At 35.5% G+C, this 22,418-nt stretch carries 25 protein-coding genes; 22 read left to right on the forward strand and 3 right to left on the reverse strand.

Features of this window, described 5'->3' with window-relative positions; all coding sequences use genetic code 11:
- From PHI38_RS02395 to PHI38_RS02430, 8 genes are all read left to right on the forward strand, one after another.
- Positions 1 to 820, forward strand: an 820-nt coding sequence (locus PHI38_RS02395; RefSeq protein WP_299852297.1) for an efflux RND transporter periplasmic adaptor subunit, incomplete at its 5' end; no start/stop codon positions are given.
- Complete coding sequence (locus PHI38_RS02400) at positions 817 to 1,530, forward strand: ABC transporter ATP-binding protein (protein ID WP_299852300.1); 714 nt, start codon at positions 817 to 819, stop codon at positions 1,528 to 1,530. The genes PHI38_RS02395 and PHI38_RS02400, both read left to right, overlap by 4 nt.
- Positions 1,527 to 2,738, forward strand: a complete 1,212-nt coding sequence (locus PHI38_RS02405; protein ID WP_299852303.1) for an ABC transporter permease — start codon at positions 1,527 to 1,529, stop codon at positions 2,736 to 2,738. Before PHI38_RS02400 ends, PHI38_RS02405 begins: the two co-directional genes overlap by 4 nt.
- 133 nt (positions 2,739 to 2,871) lie before the next feature.
- A complete protein-coding gene (locus PHI38_RS02410) occupies positions 2,872 to 3,444 on the forward strand; it encodes a helix-turn-helix domain-containing protein (protein WP_299852305.1) in 573 nt (190 codons plus the stop codon).
- Positions 3,419 to 4,114 (forward strand): nucleotidyl transferase AbiEii/AbiGii toxin family protein, encoded by a 696-nt coding sequence (locus PHI38_RS02415; protein WP_299852308.1) that lies wholly within the window; start codon positions 3,419 to 3,421, stop codon positions 4,112 to 4,114. Before PHI38_RS02410 ends, PHI38_RS02415 begins: the two co-directional genes overlap by 26 nt.
- A 59-nt stretch (positions 4,115 to 4,173) precedes the next feature.
- Entirely contained in the window at positions 4,174 to 4,458 is a 285-nt protein-coding gene (locus PHI38_RS02420; protein WP_299852311.1) for a heavy-metal-associated domain-containing protein, read from the forward strand.
- Positions 4,459 to 4,673: 215 nt separating this feature from the next.
- Positions 4,674 to 6,119 carry an IMP dehydrogenase gene (gene guaB / locus PHI38_RS02425; RefSeq protein WP_299852314.1) on the forward strand — a complete coding sequence of 482 codons (1,446 nt, stop codon included), beginning with the start codon at positions 4,674 to 4,676 and terminating at the stop codon, positions 6,117 to 6,119.
- Positions 6,120 to 6,123: 4 nt separating this feature from the next.
- The gene (locus PHI38_RS02430) at positions 6,124 to 6,633 is read left to right on the forward strand and encodes an RDD family protein (protein WP_299852398.1); all 510 of its coding nucleotides are present in this window, start codon (positions 6,124 to 6,126) and stop codon (positions 6,631 to 6,633) included.
- On the opposite strand, the gene PHI38_RS02435 is transcribed toward PHI38_RS02430, so the two are convergent.
- Positions 6,622 to 7,662, reverse strand: coding sequence for a hypothetical protein (locus tag PHI38_RS02435; RefSeq protein WP_299852317.1), 1,041 nt, complete (start codon positions 7,660 to 7,662; stop codon positions 6,622 to 6,624). The two genes, PHI38_RS02430 and PHI38_RS02435, sit on opposite strands and share 12 nt — an antisense overlap.
- A 152-nt stretch (positions 7,663 to 7,814) precedes the next feature.
- Here PHI38_RS02435 and PHI38_RS02440 point away from each other — a divergent pair, with 152 nt between their 5' ends.
- The 14 genes from PHI38_RS02440 (at position 7,815) to PHI38_RS02505 (ending at position 20,670) form a co-directional block, all read left to right on the forward strand.
- Positions 7,815 to 8,777, forward strand: coding sequence for an SLAC1 anion channel family protein (locus tag PHI38_RS02440; protein ID WP_299852320.1), 963 nt, complete (start codon positions 7,815 to 7,817; stop codon positions 8,775 to 8,777).
- An 18-nt stretch (positions 8,778 to 8,795) separates the two neighbouring features.
- On the forward strand, positions 8,796 to 9,182 hold the full coding sequence (locus PHI38_RS02445) for a DUF6858 family protein (protein ID WP_299852323.1): 387 nt from the start codon (positions 8,796 to 8,798) through the stop codon (positions 9,180 to 9,182).
- A 76-nt stretch (positions 9,183 to 9,258) separates the two neighbouring features.
- A complete protein-coding gene (locus PHI38_RS02450; protein WP_299852326.1) occupies positions 9,259 to 10,524 on the forward strand; it encodes an O-acetylhomoserine aminocarboxypropyltransferase/cysteine synthase family protein in 1,266 nt (421 codons plus the stop codon).
- A gap of 3 nt (positions 10,525 to 10,527) precedes the next feature.
- Positions 10,528 to 11,637 (forward strand): homoserine O-acetyltransferase, encoded by a 1,110-nt coding sequence (locus PHI38_RS02455; protein ID WP_299852329.1) that lies wholly within the window; start codon positions 10,528 to 10,530, stop codon positions 11,635 to 11,637.
- A 16-nt stretch (positions 11,638 to 11,653) separates the two neighbouring features.
- Positions 11,654 to 11,923 carry an exodeoxyribonuclease VII small subunit gene (gene xseB, locus PHI38_RS02460; RefSeq protein WP_299852331.1) on the forward strand — a complete coding sequence of 90 codons (270 nt, stop codon included), beginning with the start codon at positions 11,654 to 11,656 and terminating at the stop codon, positions 11,921 to 11,923.
- The gene (locus tag PHI38_RS02465; RefSeq protein WP_299852334.1) at positions 11,923 to 12,720 is read left to right on the forward strand and encodes a carbon-nitrogen hydrolase family protein; all 798 of its coding nucleotides are present in this window, start codon (positions 11,923 to 11,925) and stop codon (positions 12,718 to 12,720) included. The genes xseB and PHI38_RS02465 overlap by 1 nt, the downstream gene beginning before the upstream one ends.
- On the forward strand, positions 12,717 to 13,394 hold the full coding sequence (locus PHI38_RS02470; protein WP_299852337.1) for a ThiF family adenylyltransferase: 678 nt from the start codon (positions 12,717 to 12,719) through the stop codon (positions 13,392 to 13,394). The genes PHI38_RS02465 and PHI38_RS02470 overlap by 4 nt, the downstream gene beginning before the upstream one ends.
- Positions 13,391 to 13,915 carry a hypothetical protein gene (locus tag PHI38_RS02475; protein ID WP_299852339.1) on the forward strand — a complete coding sequence of 175 codons (525 nt, stop codon included), beginning with the start codon at positions 13,391 to 13,393 and terminating at the stop codon, positions 13,913 to 13,915. Before PHI38_RS02470 ends, PHI38_RS02475 begins: the two co-directional genes overlap by 4 nt.
- 61 nt (positions 13,916 to 13,976) lie before the next feature.
- On the forward strand, positions 13,977 to 15,113 hold the full coding sequence (locus tag PHI38_RS02480; protein ID WP_299852342.1) for a succinyldiaminopimelate transaminase: 1,137 nt from the start codon (positions 13,977 to 13,979) through the stop codon (positions 15,111 to 15,113).
- The gene (locus PHI38_RS02485) at positions 15,110 to 15,625 is read left to right on the forward strand and encodes a hypothetical protein (protein WP_299852345.1); all 516 of its coding nucleotides are present in this window, start codon (positions 15,110 to 15,112) and stop codon (positions 15,623 to 15,625) included. The genes PHI38_RS02480 and PHI38_RS02485 overlap by 4 nt, the downstream gene beginning before the upstream one ends.
- Positions 15,622 to 16,938, forward strand: a complete 1,317-nt coding sequence (murC, locus tag PHI38_RS02490) for a UDP-N-acetylmuramate--L-alanine ligase (protein WP_299852348.1) — start codon at positions 15,622 to 15,624, stop codon at positions 16,936 to 16,938. Before PHI38_RS02485 ends, murC begins: the two co-directional genes overlap by 4 nt.
- Positions 16,938 to 17,267 (forward strand): hypothetical protein, encoded by a 330-nt coding sequence (locus PHI38_RS02495; protein ID WP_299852351.1) that lies wholly within the window; start codon positions 16,938 to 16,940, stop codon positions 17,265 to 17,267. Before murC ends, PHI38_RS02495 begins: the two co-directional genes overlap by 1 nt.
- On the forward strand, positions 17,258 to 19,480 hold the full coding sequence (locus PHI38_RS02500) for an endonuclease MutS2 (protein WP_299852354.1): 2,223 nt from the start codon (positions 17,258 to 17,260) through the stop codon (positions 19,478 to 19,480). The genes PHI38_RS02495 and PHI38_RS02500 overlap by 10 nt, the downstream gene beginning before the upstream one ends.
- Positions 19,480 to 20,670, forward strand: a complete 1,191-nt coding sequence (locus PHI38_RS02505; RefSeq protein WP_299852356.1) for an NAD(P)/FAD-dependent oxidoreductase — start codon at positions 19,480 to 19,482, stop codon at positions 20,668 to 20,670. The genes PHI38_RS02500 and PHI38_RS02505 overlap by 1 nt, the downstream gene beginning before the upstream one ends.
- Here PHI38_RS02505 and pgaD read toward each other — a convergent pair.
- Together pgaD and pgaC are read right to left on the reverse strand one after the other, a co-directional pair.
- Complete coding sequence (pgaD, locus tag PHI38_RS02510) at positions 20,667 to 21,101, reverse strand: poly-beta-1,6-N-acetyl-D-glucosamine biosynthesis protein PgaD (RefSeq protein ID WP_299852359.1); 435 nt, start codon at positions 21,099 to 21,101, stop codon at positions 20,667 to 20,669. The two genes, PHI38_RS02505 and pgaD, sit on opposite strands and share 4 nt — an antisense overlap.
- Entirely contained in the window at positions 21,101 to 22,405 is a 1,305-nt protein-coding gene (gene pgaC / locus PHI38_RS02515; protein WP_299852362.1) for a poly-beta-1,6-N-acetyl-D-glucosamine synthase, read from the reverse strand. The genes pgaD and pgaC overlap by 1 nt, the downstream gene beginning before the upstream one ends.
- Positions 22,406 to 22,418 lie beyond the last annotated feature (13 nt).

A 22,418-nucleotide genomic window follows, 5' to 3' on the forward strand; every position in this document is an offset into this window, starting at 1 on the left:
CTCTTCCGATCTAGAAACAAAAGCATCTGTAGTATATGCAGAGGGTGAGTTTGAGAGAGTTGATAATATGTACAGCGCAACAGGTGGAAACTATCCATCAAAAAGAGAGCTTGATGAGGCTAGAGCAAATATGGATAGAGCAAAGGCTGCTTATAACGCGGCAGTAGCTCAAACCAAGCAAGCATCTGCAGAGGTAGATACTAATGAAGATAACCTCCGCAAAGCTATTGTAGTCTCTCCTATAAATGGAATAGTTTTAGAGCGAAAAGTAGAGCCTGGGCAGACTGTTGCTGCTACATTACAAACACCAATTTTATTTAAAATGGCAGAAGATTTAACAAAAATGAGAGTCATTTTAAGCGTTGATGAGGCTGATATCGGCGAGGTTAAAGAGGAGCAAAGTGTTGAGTTTAGTGTTGATGCTTATTCTGATAGAAAGTTTAAAGGCACGATTACTCAACTACGTCTAAACTCAGAAATCGTAAATGGTGTTGTAACTTACGATGCAGTAGTTGATGTTGATAACCAAGATTTGCTTCTAAGGCCTGGTATGACGGTTTCTGCTTTAATAACTACCTCTATTTTAGAGAGTGTTTTAAGCGTGCCAAACGCAGCTCTTCGTTTTACGCCTCCAGAACAAAACAGTGGTGAAAAAAAGGCAAAAGGGACTATCCAAGCTCCACATGTATGGATATTAAAAGATAATAAACCGTATAAAATAGAGCTAAAAGTTGGCAAGAGCGATGGCTCTTCTACAGTTATTTTATCATCAGAGTTAAAAGTTGGCGACAGTGTAATTATCGGGGTTAAAAAACCATGATACAAGAGGAGAAAGAGCCTATTATCTCACTTCGCGGGATAGTAAAGTCTTATGGCAGTGCAGAAGCTACAACTTACGCTCTTCGCGGTGTGGATTTGGATATAAAACAGGGTGAGTTTGTTGCTATCATGGGGCCTAGTGGTTCAGGAAAATCTACTGTTATGAATATCATAGGAGGCCTTGATACTTTTAATAGTGGAGAGTATAACTTTGGCGGTGTAGATATAGGCAGTCTCTCGCTTGATCAAAAAACACTTCTTCGCCGTAACTACATCGGTTTTATATTTCAAGGATTTAATCTATTAGGCAAAACAACTGCTATTGAAAATGTCGAACTTCCACTTTTGTATAGAGGTTTCTCGGCACATGATCGCTCAGAGATGGCAATGAATGCCCTTCGCAGTGTTGGGCTTGAGAAAGTATCGCACCATACTCCAGGACAACTCTCAGGCGGACAACAGCAAAGAGTCGCGATTGCAAGGGCAATCGTAACTGATCCCTTTATTTTACTAGCAGATGAGCCAACAGGAAATCTTGATACTGTAAAAGGTAAAGAGATTATGGAGTTATTAAGTTCATTTAACAAAGAAAAAGGCTTAACAATTGTTATGGTAACGCATGAGGATGAGATGGCAGCTTATGCTTCTAGAATCATCCGTTTTCGTGATGGGAAGATTGACAACTCAGTTCATACAAAGATAGTTCAATGATACAAAATGCTTTTTTTCTAGCCCTCAGAGAGATTCGCAGAAGTGCTATGCGCTCTATGCTCACAACTCTTGGCATTGTTATAGGGATTGCATCAGTTATAGCTATGGTTATGCTCGGTGATGCAACAACTGCATATATCACTCAAAGCATCTCAAAACTCGGTACAAATATGCTAATGGTCATCCCTGGTCAAGAGCGCAAGGGAGTACCAAGTAGCTCTTTAATGGCAAAGAAGTTTACCCATAATGATATCGAGGCGATAAAAAAAGAGGTAGCAAATATACGTGGAGCTGCACCTGTTGGCTCAACGATGATACGCGCTGTTTATGGCAATCAAAACTACTCAACAACTATAGAGGGAACTGATAACGACTACTTTATAGTAAAAGATTGGGTTTTTGCTTCTGGTAGAAATTTTAGCGAAATTGAGTTGCGTAGTGGAAAAGCTGTATGCGTAATAGGTGAGAGTGTTAAAAAAGAGCTTTATAAAGATCAAGATCCAATAGGAACATCCTTAAGATTAGAGAACTTCTCTTGCGAAGTTATCGGGCTTTTAGAGTCTAAAGGTGCGGCTATGTTTGGAATGGATCAAGATGATGTAATCATAGCTCCTATTCGTATGTTTCAACGCCGTATAAGTGGAAATCAAGATATCTCAAGAATCATGCTCTCAGCTAGTAGCGCAGAGGTTATTGAGAGTGCTAAAGCCTCAACTATTGCACTTTTACAAGAACGACGCCGCATCGGTTTAACCCAAGAAGATGACTTTTTTGTACATGATATGCGAGAGATGGTTCAAACGCTCTCCTCAACAACCAAAATGCTTACTATTTTACTCGGCGCTGTTGCTGCAATTAGCCTACTTGTTGGTGGAATTGGTATCATGAACATCATGCTAGTATCAGTTACTGAGAGAACTCGTGAAATAGGCATACGCTTGGCTATTGGTGCTTTAGAGAGAGAAGTTTTACTTCAGTTTTTAATAGAGGCTGTTGTTCTTTCTTCACTTGGTGGAATTATTGGAATAGCTTTGGGGATTGGTGTTGGTGTTGGAACAACCATCTATTTTGATCTTCCACTAATTTTTAATACATCCATTATTTTTATAGCCTTTCTTTTTTCTACTTGCGTGGGCATAATTTTTGGTTATTTTCCAGCACAAAAAGCAGCACGTCTAAACCCTATAGATGCGCTTAGACATGAGTAGAGATAGGTTCTATTTTTTTTTAAAAACTCTTTAGTGTTGATAATGATCAAAAAAATAGATTGTAGGCATATTGACAATATTACCCATATATGATAATATTTTAAATAATATTTTTATCATGATAGGGAAATTTATGATAGCGCCCATAGACTTTATAAAAGAAAAATACATAATTCCAAATAAAATCACTCAAGATGAGTTATGTAAATCACTTGATATTGGTAAAAGAACTATAAGTGAACTTTATCAGCATAAAAGAGGTTTTACTATCCACACTGCAAAAAAGTTTGCAAAGTTTTTTAATATAAAACCTGAGTTTATTTTAATGAAGCAGTTAGAATATGACCTAGCTAATGATAAAGAAGAGTATTTAGATGTTAAACCTTTTGAAGTTATAAACGAAGAGGAAAATAGACTAAATAGTGCTAAGTGGATATTAGCAACTATCAACAACTCTATTAGTGATAAAAATATGCACTATAGTATTGATGATTTGTACCAGATTTTTGTTAGTAATAAAATAGATAAAAAATATAACTATGCGATAGCAACACTCTTTAAAGAAGTCTCTTATGAAGATGTTGTTAAGTACTGCAAATTATATGAGATCAAAAAAAATGATATAAAAAGAGTCTATGATTACTATCTAGAACAATTTAATGCAAAAGCAATAAAAGAGTATGAGTGGCTATTTGAAGAACTTTGAAAAACAGATAGATGCACTAAACAGAGTCTATCATGAATTGATACAAGGTATAGAAAATCAAGCTACTCTAAAAAACTGGTGGGTTTTTGGTGGCGGAACAGCGTTAGCAATGTTTCATTTTAATCATAGAAAGTCTTTTGATATAGATATTTTTATAACAGAAGCTCAAGTTTTTGATTTTTTAAATCCAAAGTGGTACATAGATGAAACAACACTGTTTGACCAAAATGAATATAGATTTGATGGTGCAAGCCATCATGTGCAACTAAAAACTAAAGATGATATAAAAGTAGATTTTTTACTCAATGAAGCAATAATAAACAGACCTATTTTAAACACAACTATACCACTTGATTTTGAATTATATTACGAAAGCATCGAAGATATAATTGCTAAAAAAGTAAAGTACAGAAAAGAAGACAACCTAACAAGAGATATTTTTGACTTAGCCGTCGCTATTTCAAAAAATGAGAATATCCTAAAAGATTTAATTGAGTCTAGATTTATAAGTCATGAAGATTTAGCAAAATTAAACAAAAGTTTAAACTCACTTAATGAGAATTTATATAATACTGAACTCGAAAAAATAGAGCCACAATGTAGTGAATACTTAGATATAGCTCACAAAGCAAAAAAAATTATACAGACGAGTATAAAGAAAATCAAATAGGATCATGCAATAATACAAAATAAACAGATAAAATTGAGAAAACCTAAGAAGGAGTTGTCATGCAAAAGAGCTTTAAAGCACTGAACATAAAATGTGATGGATGTGCTAACACTATAAAAGAGTCACTAAAGAGTGAGTTTGGCGAAGTTGATGTTGATTTATCACAAGAACCTAGAGTTGTTACCTTAGAGATAAAAGATGAAGAAGCAGAGCAAAATTTTCTAAAAAAAATGAGATCTCTTGGTTATCCACTAGAAGGTGAAGAGCTTGGAACTTTTACAAAAGGTACTCTTAAAGCTAAAAGTTTTGTCTCATGTGCAATTGGAAAAATAAATAAGAAATAAATAGACTATATATTTAAGTTTATATACAAATTTTCACCATAATTACAACTATCTTAAGAGATAAAAGCAGAACTCTTACTTGTATTTTACTTCTAAATAGTAGGCACATTATTATACCTTAGCTCTTTGTTTTACATTTTTTTAACAACAAAAAAGCTATAATTCGCAGAATTTTATTGAAACATAAATAACTTTTACACCTCAAAAGGACTATCATGAAAATTCGTAAACGCGCCCTAACATTTGAAGATGTTTTACTTGTACCAAAATACTCAGAGGTACTTCCTAAAGAGGTCTCTCTAGAGAGTATGCTAACAAAAAATATTTCTCTTAAAATCCCTATGGTTTCAGCTGCTATGGATACAGTTACAGAATACCGCGCTGCAATTGCTATGGCTAGACTTGGTGGAATTGGAATTATCCATAAAAACATGGATATAGAGACACAATGTAAACATGTTAAAAAAGTTAAAAAAAGCGAGAGTGGTGTAATAATTGATCCTATTTATGTCTATCCAGATGCTACTTTAGCAGACGCAGAAGCGCTTATGAGCGAATTTAAAATCTCAGGTGTTCCAGTTATTGATGCGCACAATAAACTCTTAGGAATCCTTACAAACCGTGATATGAGATTTCAAAAAGATATGTCAAAACGAGCTGATGAAGTTATGACAAAAATGCCTTTAATCACTGCAAACAAAGATATCTCTCTTGATGAAGCTGCTGATATTATGCACAAAAACAAGATAGAAAAACTCCCTATAATTGACAAAGATGGCTTTTTAAAAGGTCTTGTAACAATCAAAGATATTAGAAAACGCATAGAGTATCCAAACTCAAACAAAGATGCTTTTGGCAGACTTGTAGTTGGTGCTGCTATTGGCGTTAATCAACTTGACCGTGCTAAAGCATTGGTTGAAGCAGGAGTTGATGTTTTGGTTCTTGATTCTGCTCATGGACACTCAAAGGGAATTTTAGACACAGTAAAAGAGATTAAAAGAACTTTATCAGTGGATGTAATAGCAGGAAACATTGCAACTGCAGAAGCTACGCTAGCTCTTATAGAAGCTGGAGCTGATGGAGTAAAAGTAGGGATTGGTCCAGGCTCAATCTGTACAACTCGTATAGTTGCAGGTGTAGGAATACCACAAATATCTGCTATCTCAGAGTGTGCAGATGAAGCGCGTAAACATGGCGTTCCTGTTATTGCAGATGGTGGTATAAAATACTCTGGAGACATTGCAAAAGCTCTTGCTGTTGGGGCTAGTTGTATCATGGCTGGTTCTATTTTAGCAGGAACTGAAGAGTCTCCAGGAGACACTATAATGTTTCAAGGAAGACAATACAAATCATACCGTGGTATGGGAAGTATAGGAGCTATGCAAAAAGGCTCAACTGATAGATATTTCCAAGAAGGAACTGCTGCAGATAAGCTCGTGCCTGAGGGAATTGAAGGACGTGTTCCATTTCGCGGAAGTATCGCTGGAATCGTTCATCAGATGATGGGCGGTCTTCGCTCTTCTATGGGTTATTGTGGAAGTAAAGATATAGCTACTTTTTGGGAGCAAGCAGAGTTTGTAGAGATTACAAGTGCTGGCCTTAAAGAGAGCCATGTTCATGACGTTATCATAACGCAAGAAGCTCCAAATTACCAAATATAACAATATACATGAAGTAAGATACGCTGGCTTTTGGGCGCGTTTTTTTGCTTCATTTTTAGACACTCTTTTCTTAGCTCTTCCAGTTGCAATCATTATCTATTTTTTAAGTGATGGTAACTGGTTTAACTTCTCACAATTTCAGCAAAATATCTCTTATGCAATGAGTGGAAATGCTGCAGCAGCACTTGCAGAACAACCTCAAAAATCTCTTAAATGGGAACTTTTATTTGAAGTCTCAGTTTTGTTAATTAGTGCAATTTTTTGGAGAAAATCTCAAGGAGCAACTCCTGGAAAAAAAATTTTACATATTAAGATAGTTGATGCTAAAACATTTAAAGAGATAGATAGCAGACAAGCTTTTACTCGCTCTCTTGGTTATTTTGCTTCTGTACTTACTTTTTTAGTAGGCTTTCTCATGGTTGCGTTTAGGCAAGACAAAAGAGGTTTACATGACCTCTTAGCTGGAACTGCGGTTATTTATGACGACACGAAAGACGTATATTTAGACAACTAAATCAAGCTCTTGAAGCACCCCTGCACTTCCATTTTCACTCAAATAGATAGAGCTCTCACGCAATTTTGCAACACTTATGTTATCTTCATTTTCTAAATTAAATGATGTTGAAACTGATTTAAGATATAATGCTCCTATACCTTTTTCTTTGAGAGTAAAAAACTCCTCTTTGCCATCTTCATCTTTTGTCCAAATCAGTAGTTTTTCAAATATAGCGTCATTTTCATCTATCCACATGTTGTTATCTCCATCATATGCTGATAACTCTTCAAAGCCATTACCTAAAGTTGGACCAAAAAGTTCACTTCCATCATTGATTTTTCCATCATTATTCTTATCTAAGGCTAAAAAACCACTACCACTTCCAACAAAAGAAAATTCATCACTCTTGCCATCAAGGTTAAGATCAAAGTTATGTTTTACTCTGCTCATAGTGACTATATCACCATTAAAATTTAGTACAAGCGGATCAATTAGAGCATCTCCTGCTTTAATAGATATATTCTCACTCATAACTTTAGTTTTACTCATGCTAAATGCTACTTTAAAGTCGATATTAGCGCCCTCTTTTGTCTTTACGTTTCCACTTGCTATGAAGTTAAGTTCTTCACTATGAGTCTCATTTTTAGAGTAACTATAATCAATTCCCCAGCCTTTAAGTTGTTGCTCTTGCACCTCATTTGAACCTTTTTTTTGCTCAATACTTAAGCCTTCTACATTGTTTAAAGAGTTGTTTTGAGAGTATTCACGCAGATTTATCTTCTTTCCTGTTAAGACTTCAAGAGCTCTTATGATTTTCATCAATTTAGGATCAATTGATATCTCTAAAGGGTCTTCTTTAAAAGAGATTTTCTCACCCCTGTTTTGTTCAAAAAATTTATAACCTTGTGAGAGCTCAAAACGGTCACCTTTAGCAAATTTTTTAACTAAATCCTCATCACCCCATACTTTTAGAGTCTCACTCTCTTGGATTGTCTCTTTTTTTTGATATGAGGAAAACAGTGATACGTCCGATTGTTCTATCTTCATGGCATGCTCCTTGATTATTCTTTTTATATCGGTAAATAATGGATATTTTTTAGCGACATTTCACTCTATAGCTTTTGCTATATTATTGACTTTTATTGTAAAATAGTGTAAAATTTATAAAAATTATAACTTAACATAATAAAAGGTCTTAAATGGAAGATAAGTTTAAAATAAATAGGCTAGAATTTTTCCCAGTGATGATGTTTTCTATTGTCATGGGACTTAGTGGTCTTACTATAACATATCAAAAAGCCGCTCTGTGGCTTAGTTTTCCCTCTATTATAGGTGAACTTATGATGTATGGTACAACTACTGTTTTTTTACTTATTTTATTTATTTACTTAAAAAAAGCATTCAAGTACAGACTAGCTGTTGCAAATGAATTTTCTCACCCTGTGAGAATAAACTTCTTTGCAGCTATCTCTATTTCTATGCTGATGCTCTCTATTATATATAAAGAAGAGTACTCTTTTATAAGTGCTATTTTTTGGTATCCTGGAACAATTTTGCATTTTTATTTAACCATGTACACCATCTCTTTTTGGATAAATAAAAATCAACAACTAGATCACTCAAACCCTGCTTGGTTTATCCCAATTGTTGGAAATCTTTTAGTTCCAATTGGTGGTATGGGGTTTGTTGATATTGATGTTTTAATATATTTCTTTAGCGTTGGGATATTCTTTTGGATAATTCTTTTTTCTGTAATACTAAATAGAATAATCTTTCATAATCAAATGGCCGTGAAGTTCATGCCAACACTCTTTATCCTCATAGCACCGCCAGCAGTTGGTTTTATAGCCTACTTTAAAATGTTTGAAGTTGTTGACACTTTTGCTCTTGTACTATTTAATCTTGGCCTATTTTTTACACTCTTAGTTCTGTTTATGTATAAAAATTTTATAAAAATAAAGTTTTTTATCTCATGGTGGGCTTTTGTATTTCCAATAGCGGCAATGGCAATAAGTGCTATGTTGATGTATCACATAAAAGCTTCTCTATTTTTAGGGATCCTTTCTTACCTTATGATTGCATCAACGACTATCATTATTCTAATTGTTATATATCAAACAATTGTGCATATTGCTAAAGAAGAGATCTGTATAGAAGAGTAAAAAATTAAAGGAAAAAAGATGAAAAAAACAGTTTTTATGGATAAGTATCCAGTTTATAGTATAGAGTTTTTAAAGAGTGAGCTTCGTTACTCAAGTGCAAAAGAGATAGTAGAGTACTTTAAAGAGAAGATTTTAAATCACCCTGTGGCCGAGTTTATTGCTGTTTTTGATCATTATGCTCACACTAAAAAACTAAATGGTGATATTATGGATGGTCTGCTTGATGCACAAAACGTCATTTTTTGTTTTGGTAAAGCGATTCCAGCTACAAAAATTTTGGCAGTTCGTCCAAGAAGTATTGGTATCAGCGAATTTGAAGATAAAATTGTAATTGACTTTATGGAGGCTCCAAAAGAGGATTTACAAAAAGTTATGCAAGATTGGACAAAAGGGCTTAAGCTTTAATTCTAGAGCTTTTAAAACTAAGATTAAACCATTTTAGATAAAATACTTAGAAATATTTTAAATAAAGGTAGCTAAGATGGATTTACAGACAAGAGCTCTACATGAGGGATATACAAAAGATTCGCAAGGGACGATGGTTGTGCCGATTTATCAAACAACGGCTTATGAATTTCAAAGTGTTCAACATGCAGCAGACCTCTTCTCACTAAAACAGCTTGGAAACATCTACACACGTTTAAATAACCCAACTACTGACGTTTTTGAAAAAAGATTTGCTTCACTAGAAGGTGGAGAAGCGGCACTTGCTACATCAAGTGGAATGAGTGCTACCTTTTTTGCTATTGTAAATGCTGCTCAAGTTGGAGAAAACATTATTTGTGCAAAGCAGCTCTATGGCGGTAGCTTAACACTAAATACTCATACACTCAAGAGATTTGGTATAGAAGCTAGATACTTTGATGTTCATAACATGGCAGAGCTTGAATCTCTCATAGATGATAAAACAAGAGTCATATTTTTTGAATCTTTGACAAATCCTAGTGTTGATGTAGCAGACATTGAAGCTATTACTAAAATAGCTGACAAACATGGCATCTTAAGCATAGTTGACAATACAATTGCAACACCTGTTCTATGCCGTCCTTTTGAGTATGGAGCAGATATCGTTGTTCATAGTGCTAGCAAGTATACAACTGGTCAAGGTTTAGCTATTGGTGGAATTTTAGTTGAGAGAAAAGGCTTAGTAGAAAAACTTCGCTCAAATCCAAGATATGAGCATTTTAACAAACCAGATCCATCATATCACGGGCTTGTCTATGTAGATACAGGTCTTCCTCCTTACACTCTAAGAGCAAGACTATCTTTACTCAGAGATTTGGGCGCTACTTTATCGCCGTTTAACTCATGGTTATTTATTCAAGGTATAGAGACTCTATCTCTTCGTATGCATGAACACTCAAAAAATGCTCTGGCTCTTGCTGAGTTTTTAGAGTCTCATCCAAAAGTAAAGAAAGTAAATTATCCAGGACTTAAGAGTAACTCAAACTATAAAAATGCACAAAAATATTTTGATGGTGGAGAGTGCAGTGGCCTACTTAGCTTTGAAGTAGACTCATTTGAGAGCGCTACAAAAATAGTTGATGCAACAAAACTCTACTCACTTGTTGTAAATATAGGAGATTCAAAATCAATTATCACTCATCCAGCTTCAACGACTCATCAGCAGTTAAATGAACAAGAACTTATAGCTTGTGGAGCTCCTTATGGACTTATTCGTATTTCATGTGGCTTAGAGAGTATAAAAGATTTAATAGACGACATGAAACAAGCGCTAGAGGCGTAAGCGTTGCCACTAAACCTAAAAACATATACAGAACATTTTACAAACCCACTTTACTTAGAGAGTGGGCGTATTTTAGAGCCTTATGACATAGCTTATGAGACGTATGGCGAGCTGAACGATGACAAGAGTAATGTTGTTGTTATCTGTCATGCACTAACTGGCTCTCATCACTGCGCTGGGGTTTACGAGGGAGATAAAAAAGCTGGTTGGTGGGATAACTTAATAGGATCTGGCAAAGCTGTTGATACCGACAAATACTTTGTAATTTGTACAAATGTTGTAGGTAGCTGTTTTGGCTCAACTGGTCCGATGAGCCCTGCACATCCACATCACAATCCATATCGTTACAAATTCCCTGTTGTTACCATAAAAGATATGGTAAAAGCGCAAATAATCCTTTTTGGAAAACTTGGTATTCATCATGTTCATGCAATTATTGGTGGCTCTATGGGCGGTATGCAAGCGCTCATGTTTGCAGTGCACTATCCAAACTTTGCATCTAAAATCATCTCTATGGCAACAACTCATGCGACTCAACCTTGGGCGATAGCTTTTAATAAAGTAGCGCAAGAGTCCATACTAAAAGATGCGGATTTCAAGGGTGGATATTATGATAGTCAAACTATCAAAGATAAAGGCCTCTCGGGAATGGCAGTTGGGCGAATGGCTGGGCATATAAGCTTTTTATCGTATGAGTCAATGAAGAGCAAATTTGGCAGAGAGTACAAAAGTACAGATGGTCTTTACGAGCTTTTTGGAAAATTTCAAATTGAACTTTTTTTAGAGTACAACGGATATAACTTTACAAAATATTTTGATCCTCTTTCTTACTTGTACATAACTAAAGCGATAAATATTTATGACATCTCAAGAGGATATGATTCACTCCAAGAAGCTCTAAAGAAAATATCATCTGAACTTCATCTAATTAGCTTTAGCAATGATCAACTTTTTAAAAATTTTGAAATGAAAGAGATAAGTGACGCACTTCTAGAGATAGAAAACACAAATCACACTTATGTAGATATAGATAGCGACTATGGGCATGACGCTTTTTTAGTTGAAGTTGAAAAATTTGAAAACAATATCAAAGATATATTAGAATCAAAATAATAAAGAGGATAAAAAGATGGCAAAAAAAAGTTTAATTGAAGAAGTTGAAGACTTTAATGAAGATAGTGTAGGTTTTACTAAAGAAACCGTAGGTTTTACTAAAGAAGCTCAAGGCTTTGAGTCAAAACTAGAGAGTGCAAAAAAAGTTTTAGAAACACTTATGAATCCGGAAATAACTCTTCAAGATAGCCTAAAGGCGTATGAAAAAGGAATGAGTGAACTCTCCTCAGCTCAAAAGATATTAGAAGAAGCACAAATCAAAATCAATGAGATAAAGGCCCCATAGTGAGAGCAGCAGTTCTTCAACTTAGCGCTCAGGGTATGAGCTCTACAAAGCTTTATAACTATATAAGAATCGCGCACAAACAAGGTGTAAAAGTCCTACTCCTTGGCGAATACATCCTAAATCCATTTTTTAAAGAGCTTCAAGAGTTATCAACCGCTATGATACAAGAGCAAGCACTTCATCAGATAAAAGTTCTAAAAGAGCTCTCTCAAACCTATAATATGACCATTGTAGCCCCTATTGTTATAGTAAAAAAGAACAAGGTTTTTAAAACAGTTGCAAAGTTCTCACCCTCTTCTACAACTTATTATGAGCAACAAATTCTTATAAATTATTCTCACTGGAATGAGGAGAAATTTTTCGCAAATGAGATAAAAGAGATTACTTCACCACTCATGTTTAAAGTTGATGGTTTTAAATTTGCCATCATGAGCGGATTTGAGATTCATTTTGATGAGATGTTTGCTCATATCTCTTCAAAAGCGGTTGATTGTGTATTGCTTCCAAGTGTCTCTACATTTGACTCTTATGAGAGATGGAAGGCGCTTATTTTATCACGTTCATTTACTCATAACTGCTATATCCTAAGAGCTAACAGAATTGGCGAGTATGTAGATAAAAATCATAGCTGGAACTTCTATGGTGACTCACTTCTTGCCTCTCCAAATGGAGAACTTCTTGAGCATTTAGGCAACAAAGAGGAGCTTATGATAGTAGATATGAGCCACGCTAATGTACTAAAATCAAGAAAAGCTTGGGGTTTTAGAGAAGCACAGAATAAAAGGAGCTCTTTATGATGGAATTTTTTCATAGACAAGTTCAACTTTGGGGAGAGCAAACACAACTCTTACTTCAAGAAAAAAAGATAGCGATAATTGGTGCAGGAGGGCTTGGAAGTTCTCTTAGCTATGCTTTGGGTGCTAGTGGTATTGGTGAGATACATATCATAGATTTTGATGAAGTATCTACTCATAACATTCATCGCCAAATTGCTTTTAAGATTGGTGATGAAGGTAAAAACAAAGCAAAAATAAATGCTCAGATAATGGAGCAGAGATGTCCATATGTAAAAGTAGTTGCACATGATTGTACATTTATAGAGTGGTGCAAAAAAAATATATCAGTTGATTTGATAATTGACGCAACAGACAACTTAGAGACTCGTGCTCAAATAGACGATTGTGCTAAAGAGAGAGGTACTCCTTGGATTTATGGAAGTGTGGAAGCATATCATGGTCAAGTATGTTTTTTTGAAAACTCCTCTTTTAGAGATACTTTTAAGGTAACATCTAAAACCCCAGAGGGTATTACAGGCCCAATTGTTATGTTTATAGCTTCACTTGAAGCAAATCTAGCACTTAGATATTTAGCTGGGCTTAGTGTAAAAAAAGATCAGCTATACTACCTTTTTTTCAACAGTGACGGAGAGTTAGTAACTCAAAAATTTTCTCTCTCAAGGAGTGAAACATGAAATTTTTAACTTTAATTTTTCTTCTTTTTATAAATCTATTTGGCGCAGAACTCGTAGATATATCACAAAAACCAAAAGCTGCTTTAGAGGCTATAGAAAACCAAGCAATTAGATTTGGTACAGGAGAGATGAGTAAAGTTTATGTTTTTGTAGATCCACTTTGTGAATTCTCTCGCGCTCTTATGAAAAAAATATACGAAAACAAAATACTCCAACTCTCAAATAGCTACTATGTACTTTTTTATAGACTTCCTATCCTTGATTCAGAACATATGATGCAATACATTTTAGAGTCAAAAAACCCAAAAGAAACTCTCATAAAAGTAATGATTGATGAAGAGATTATAGATGTAAGCAAGTATAAGGCGAAACCTAAAACAATTAAAATAATAAAAGAGATTGCTAAAGTTGCCTCTACCTTGGATATGACTAAGCGCCCATATATGATCTCTTTTGATAAAGATTCAAAATTTTGCAGAGTATCAGAGGGAAGTGTCTCTTGTTTGGACGAATTTGAGTAGTCATTTACCTCTCTCTTAGAGATTTTAGATATAATTTCGCCCATAATAAAGGGCGAAAACGATGAATTTTGAACCATATCCATTTGAAAAATTAAACATTTTACTCAAAGATATTACTCCTAACGATAAATATGAACCTTCAACGCTAACCATTGGTGAACCACAATTTGAAACACCTCACTTTATACAAGAAGCCCTTTATAACAGTGTTGCACAACTTAGAAAGTACCCAAAAACTGCGGGAGAAGATGAGTTGATAGCTGCGCAGATAGAGTTTGTCTCTAAAAGGTTTAACGTAAACCTATCAGATAAAGAGATAATCCCAACTTTTGGAACAAGAGAGGTTCTCTTTAACTTTCCTCAATTTTTTCTATTTGATAAAAAAGAGCCTACAATCGCCTTTACTAACCCTTTTTACCAAATATACGAAGGTGCGGCAATCGCCTCTAAAGCAAAAACTATACATCTTAACTTAACACAAGAAAATGCCTTTAAGCCTGAGATAGATGAAGAAAAACTCTCATCTTGCCATTTAGTTATTTTAAACTTCCCAAATAATCCAACAAGTTCAACACTAAGTCTAGAAGAGCTCTCACACTGGGTTAAACTTGCACTAAAATATGATTTTGTACTTTTAAATGATGAGTGTTATAGTGAAATATATACAAGCACGCCTATCCCATCACTTCTTGAAGCCTCAATATATGCTGGAAATAAGACATTTAAAAATATTTTAGTAATCAACTCTATCTCAAAACGCTCATCAGCTCCAGGGCTTCGCTCCGGCTTTATCGCAGGAGATGAGACTATCTTACGAGAGTACATAAAGTATAGAACTTATCTAGGATGTGCTTCTCCTCTTCCACTTCAAAGCGCAGCAGCTGCGGCTTGGAGAGATGAGAAACATGTACAAGTGGCAAGAGATATTTATAAGAAAAATTTTGAAGCAGCATATGAGATTTTGGGCGCTCAAATTCCAGAAGCTACTTTTTATCTATGGTTAAGCGTTCCTAATGCGCTTGAGTTCACGAAAAAGCTCTATAAAGAGTACAATGTAAAAGTTTTGCCAGGTGAGTATTTAGGTAGAGATGATAAAAATGGTTTCAATCCTGGAAAAGATTTTATAAGAATTGCTCTTGTAGAAGATACAAAAAAAATTAAAAGTGCGTTAGAAAGAATCAAGGAGTGTTTATCATGAGTAGTGTTGAAATGTTAGAAAAAGAGGTTTTAAAAGCCCAAAAAGATGGTGATATAGCATCTTTATATATGCTCGAACAAAGAGCTCATGAAGCGTTTGATGAAGATACTCTTGCCTCATTTTATGTAACTATTTTAGATATAGCTCTTGAGAGACTTACAGATACACTAGAGTCTCATAGAGCCATGGATATAAGTGAAGTTCAAGACTTCTCTACACTTAGAGCGCTTTATGAGTATGCTATGGAGAACTACAGTGAAGGTAAAATCTCTGATGCAAGTGCACTCTTTGAAGTTTTAAGCGGTCTTAGTAACTCCAAAGAGTTCTCAGATGCACTTAAAGTTCACTGGTTTGCTTCTGCTAAAGATATCTCACTTGATGATTTTCTAGAACTAATTGCGGACTTAGATGCAACAAGTGAAGCTGAAACTTTTTATATAAGTTATTTTAATGATAAAGAGGCACAAAAATTGCTAGAAAACTCCCAAATAGATGGGGAGTTAACTATATGAAAATTCATTTTATCGGCATTGGTGGCATAGGAATATCTGGCTTAGCACAATATATGCGTTATAAGGGGCATGAGGTTAGCGGTTCTGATATCTCTGAGACTGTTATCACTAAAAAACTTCGCTCTCTTGGCATTAAAGTCACGATACCACACGATGCTTCTGCTATAAGTGATCAAGATTTGGTTATTCACTCTGCAATTATTCGCCCTGACAATCCAGAAATCATAGAAGCAAAGACAAGAGAAATAGAAGTTTTAGCAAGACGTGAAGCACTTTTGCGTATCTTGGATAAGTCAAAAGTTTACTCAATTGCAGGTGCTCATGGAAAAAGCACAACTACGGCGATACTAAGCGCAATCATGGATGGTTCTGCAATTATCGGTGCTGAATCAAAAGCATTTGGCTCAAATGTAAGATATGACGCAACTAGTGATATTATGATTTTTGAAGCTGATGAGAGTGATGGAAGTTTTATAAACTCAAATCCTCACTGCGCTATTGTTGTAAATGCTGAACCAGAGCACATGGAGTACTATGACTACAACTTCGAACTTTTTTATGACTCATACAAAACTTTTATAAAATCTGCACCGTGTCGTATTTTAAATGCAGAAGACCCATTTTTAAGCAAACTTGTTGATGAGGGGATTGAAGCAAACTGGCTCTACCCTAGTCGTGAAATTACAGATTTAACATATGTACTTATAAATGATGAGCCACACACCAGATTTACTCTTAGAGATTTGGGGAGTTTTGATGTTTGGGGATTTGGAAAACATATAGCTCTTGATGCATCATTAGCGATTTTAGCGGCAAATGAGTCTATGGATATTGAACTTATACGAGAGAAGATATTGACATTTAAAGGTATCAAAAAACGCTTTGATATAGTTGGCTCGCAGAGTGATAACGTAATCATAGATGATTATGGCCACCATCCAACAGAGATAAGAGCAACATTTGAATCAGTCAAAGAGTATGCACTTCTTAAAGGCTTTGATAAAATCACAGCGATTTGGCAGCCACATAAATACTCTCGCACTATTGATAACTTAGAAGAGTTTATAAACTGTTTTGAAGGAGCTGCGGAGCTTATCATACTTCCTGTTTGGTCGGCTGGAGAGGCTATGAGAGAGATTGACTTTAAAGAGAAGTTTAAACGATATAATCTAATCATGGCTGATACTATCTCAAGAGCAAACAACACAATTACTATCATAAAAGACAAAACTGAGTTAAAAACTCTTGATAAAGGTCTAATTATCGGCTTTGGGGCTGGAGATTTAACTTATCAAATCAGAGGAACTGCTTAATGGCTTATATACTTGGAATAGTTGTTGTAGGCTTCTTTTTCTTAGCACTTCACTACTTTACAGAAGTAACTTCTAAGCAAAAAGTAGTGATAACTGTTGTAGCTCTATCTATCGTTTTATCCGCTATCGCTTTTAACACTTATACAGACAAACAAAGAGATAAGATGATGAGTGCGGTTATAAAATTTAACCAAAATAGCACTATTAAATGTGATGGTGTTGATGTAAATAGTACAAACTTTACACTAAGTATCGGTACTTATACTTTCATAGGTAAAGAAAAAACTCCATTTTACGGCCAGATGATTAGTGCATCTAAATGCGATTAGATGCCCCTACAAAGATTGATATACTCATCAATCAACTCGATTTAAATGAGCATATAAACTCCTTTAAAAGCTTCTTCTCTCGTGATGACTCTCTTTTTATGGAGGGTGATCAAGAGCTTCACTATCGTTACATCAAAGCACTCGATGCTATAGAGTTTAAATCCCCTCCAAAAGTAGCTGACTTTACAAACATAAAACTTCATCTTCAAAAACGTGGTGTGCTTCACTTTGAGCAGATTTTTGAAATCGTAAAAGTTGTTCGTTATTTTCGTTACTTTAAAAATAAAAATCTTGAAGGCATCATCGGCGAGTGGATGGATAAATTTGTCATTGAGCCAAGTTTTTTTGAAGTTGAGAAGTTCTTTACACATGATGGAAAATTTGAGGAAAATCTTGATGAGACACTATTTGCTCTTGGCGCTAGAATCAGAGAACAAAAGGCAAATATAAACAGCTCACTAAAGAGACTTACATCAAGCCCGAAAATCACACCATATCTTATAGACACACAACTCCATTTTATAAATGATGAAGAGTGTCTTTTAGTACGTGGTGGATTTAACCATGTGCTAAAAGGCGCAATTGTTGGTAGAAGTAGTAGTGGAGGCTTTTTTGTCTCACCTGATAGCATACTAAAAGCTAAAGAGCAGATTCGCTTCATCACTCAAGAGCGAGAGGCGATTTTTTACAGTTATACAAAAGAGTTCTCATCAAAACTCTCAGACCTTCTGCCTTTTATAAACTTTGTGGATAAAGAGTTCAGTAAGTTTGATAACTACCAAGCTAGAGTTTTGTTTGCCAAGAGTAAAAACCTCTCTATCATTAAGTCAAAAAAAGATTCAAAAATAACTCTTGTAGATTTTATCCACCCTGCTCTGCACCATGCAAAACCTATATATGTAGACTTCTCGAAAAATATCTTGATGATAACTGGTGTAAATGCTGGTGGAAAAACAATGCTTTTAAAGTCGATACTTAGTGCGGCTTTTATGGCAAAGTATATTATTCCTATGAAGTTAAACGAACATAAGTCTCATGTTGGAAGTTTCAAGAGTGTACTTGCAATCATAGATGACCCTCAAAATGTTAAAAACGATATATCTACTTTTGCTGGACGTATGCAGCAGTTTTCAAAGATTTTTGAACAAAGAGATGCGCTAGTTGGCGTTGATGAGATAGAGCTTGGAACTGATAGTGACGAGGCGGCAGCTCTCTTTAAAGTAATACTCGATGAGTTGATTTTAAGAGGGCAAAAGATAGTTGTTACAACTCACCATAAACGCCTAGCCGCTCTTATGGCTGATCGTGATGATGTCGAGCTTATGGCAGCTATTTATGATGAGCAAAATAGAGTTCCAACTTATGAGTTTATGCATGGCATCATTGGTAAGAGTTACGCATTTGAGACTGCTAGTAGATATGGCATTTCAAACAAAATCGTAGCCGAGGCAAAAACAGTTTATGGTGATAATAGTGAGAAGCTAAACATACTTATAGAGAGAGGCTCACAACTTGAGCGAGAGCTAAAACAGAAGCACAAAATAGTTGATGAGAAGATAGATAACTTAGCAGCTAAAGAGTTAGAGTTAAAAGAGCTTAAAGAGTCTCTATTTAAAGAGCTAGAGAGAGAAAAAGCAGCTCTTAAAGAGAGTTATGAGAACGCTATAAATGAGGCAAGAGTTGCTGCAAAAGCTGGAGATACACAAGCTATTCATAGAGCTATGAACAAGGCAAAAGAGAAACTTCCACAACAAATAAAAGAGCCACAAATCATTCAAGTAGCAGAGTTTAATGTCGGAGATAGTGTAAAGTACCATAGCAAAAAAGGCGTGATTATCACTATGAAAGATAAGAAAGAGGCTATTGTAGAAGTCGATGGAATGCGTGTGAGAGTTAAGACGTCACATCTTAAGCATACCGAGTTTATAAAACAAAAACCTAGAACTGACGTAAATCTACAAGTGCAAAAAAGAGCAGGACTTAAATGCGACCTCCATGGAATGAGAGCAGAAGAAGCAACCGAAGTTTTGGATAAATTTATCTCCGACGCGCTCATAAATGGCTGGGATGAAGTGATAGTTTATCACGGCATAGGAACAGGCAAGCTCTCTTATGCTGTAAAAGAGTTTTTAAAAGTTCATCCAAGAGTGAAAAAGTTTGAAGACGCGCCACAACATATGGGCGGTTTTGGCGCTAAGATTGTGAGCTTATAATGAAAAGAGTAGCAATTATTGGTGGTGGGGCAAGTGGGCTTTTATGTGCCATCTTTTGCGCTAGAAACAATATTGCGGTAGATATTTATGAGCAAAACAACAAGTGCGCTAAGAAGATTTTAGTATCTGGAAATGGAAGATGCAACATCACAAATAAAAATCTCTCAAAAAGCGACTACTTCTCGCAAAACCCATCTTTTGTAGAGTTTGCTCTAAGGGAGTTTGGATTCGTAGAGTTTGAGAAGTTTTGTCATAGTATCGGGCTTTTACTAGACGTTAAAGATGATGGCAGAGTCTATCCTCTTAGTAATGAAGCTAAAAGTGTTGCTTCACTTTTGATAACACATGCAAAAAATCTAGGTGTAAATTTTAGTCTTGATACAAAAGTAACAGATATAAAAAAACTCTTAAAAGATTATGACGCTGTTGTTGTAGCCACTGGTTCTGAAGCGGCAACTCATCTGGGAGGAAACAGAGACGCTATAGAGTTTGCAAAGCTCTTTGGGCACAACACTATCCAAACATATCCCTCACTTGTTCAGCTACATCTTGAGCAAAAGATAGTTAAAAAGATGAGCGGTGCTAAGATAGATGGTGAGGTTACGCTTCTTATAGATAACAAAAAACATTCAACATCAAACGGGGATATACTCTTTAGCGATTATGGAGTTTCTGGTTTTGCCGTTTTAGATATTTCACAAGGTGCTAGTGTTGCTTTGATGAACTCTGCTCATGTAAGTATCTCTATAAATCTGCTTCCAAAATTTGATGTGCAAACTCTCTTAACTCATATACAAAGAGTGGCCCACTACTCACCAAAGATGAGCATTTTAGATATCTTAAGTGGGCTTCTTCCTCTAAAAATTGCCTCTGGAGTTTTAGAGGATTTAAAGATTTTAGCTTCTACATGCGGGGATGAAATAAATATAAAGCTTTGCAAAAAAATAGCAAATCAGATATTAGCATGGCGCTTTAGTGTAAGTGATACCCACGGTTTCCGTCACGCTGAAGTCTCAGGCGGCGGAGTTGATACAGCAGAGATAAATCCAAAAACATTTGAATCTTTAAGAGAAAAAAACCTCTACTTTTGTGGAGAAGCTTTGGATGTGCTAGGTCGTCGTGGCGGGTATAACTTTGCCTTTGCATGGGCTAGTGGATATGTAGCTGCAAAGGCTATAAGTAGAGGCTAGATTTTAGTTTCAATATCTACTATGCGACCACTATTATCATGATAAATTGTTATCAGTTGAGCATCAATTGAGTCTCTTAGTTTTGCGCTATCTACTTGAAAATACTTAGCATACTCATCAAACTTATAGATAAAATGTACACTTGGGGCTACGTGTCGATTTAACCACGATAAAATAAACAAGATAGTAGGCGTTGCAACTAACATAATTATGGCATGCTCAACTGTAACTGCTGATATTTCATCAAAAATTACATTTGATATCTCATCTACCTCTGCATCTAAAGTAACTATTTTATAAAAAACTATAAGCAGAGGCTTCCACAAATATATCCAGCCAGCCCATAGAAGAACTGTTACTATATCCCAGCCTATTTTTTTAGCAAATGGCATTTCGTTGCGTTTATTTATAATTAGGGTTCGCTTTTTCATTATTTTGCCTTTTTGCTACTAGCTGATTGTTGATGAACACCTCTATCTGGGCTAACCCATCTAGCACGAGCTTTTTTACCAAATAAAACTTTTGGAAGTGCAACAACAGCAGTAAAGAGATTTAAAAACCAATAAGCAAATGGATACCAAATCATCCAAAAATAATTTTTTCCTAAGCCCTCATCATAATGGCCATCTAGCCACTTGCTAACTCCAAACTGAACCAAACATGCACCAATCAAGATAACACTTCCTTGATCAGGTAAAATCGGTGATTCACTAGGCGTAAGATAACCGATTGGAAAAAATAGCGCGAGTATCCAAACTAAAATCACTAGCACCATGGTATATGCCCAAATCATACTAAGAAGCAGCTCTATCATAAGCCCCCAAAGATGAGTCTGTTTATGCAAAAATAGAACTTTAAAGTTTTTAAACATAACTTGAACGCCACCCTTAGCCCAGCGCAGACGCTGATTCCATAACCCTTTGATAGTCTCTGGCATCAAAATCCATACTAAAGATTTAGGTTCAAAACGAACATCCCAACCGTTTCTCTGCAGCTTCCACGTTATGTCTATATCTTCAGTCAACATATCAGGACTCCAATAGCCAACTTCATGAACAGCTGATTTTCTAAACCCAGTGATTACACCTGAAACTGTAAATAGACGTCCAAAACTACGTTGTGCACGTTTTATCATACCAACGATAGAGGAGAACTCTCCTACTTGTATCTTTCCAAGAAGGCTTGTACGATTTCGTATCCTTGGGTTGCCTGTTACGGCTGCTACTTGAGGGTAGCGAACAAAATGTTTAGCCATCCAATAAACACAATACGGATCAATTAGGGCATCTCCATCTATACAGACCAGATACTCATACTTTGCTAGAAGTGAGCCAGCTTGAAGAGCCAATGCTTTGCCTTGGTTTTGAGCTAAATTTACAACTTTTAGTCTTGGGTTATCTTTTGCTAGAGCTACCAATATCTCTAAAGTATCATCTTTGCTTCCATCATTGATAGCTATTACTTCAAACTCTGGATATATAACATCAAGAGCGTAAGTGATAGTCTCAATGGCATTTTGTCCTTCGTTATAGCACGGGATTAAGATTGAGACTCCAGCCCAACTCTCGCCCTCTCTTAACTCTGGGATTTCATCATCAACATAACGTTTTTCATTTTTAAAATAAAAAAATATCGCGCCTATCATCCATAGCGTTGACATAAAAAGCGGATAGTAAAACACATAACCAAGCATGGCATGCCAGATGAAATGCCACCAGATATAAAGGGTTGCCATAAATAACTCCTAC

The organism is Sulfurimonas sp. (assembly GCF_028694895.1).
In the GTDB taxonomy this organism is placed as follows: Bacteria; Campylobacterota; Campylobacteria; order Campylobacterales; family Sulfurimonadaceae; genus Sulfurimonas.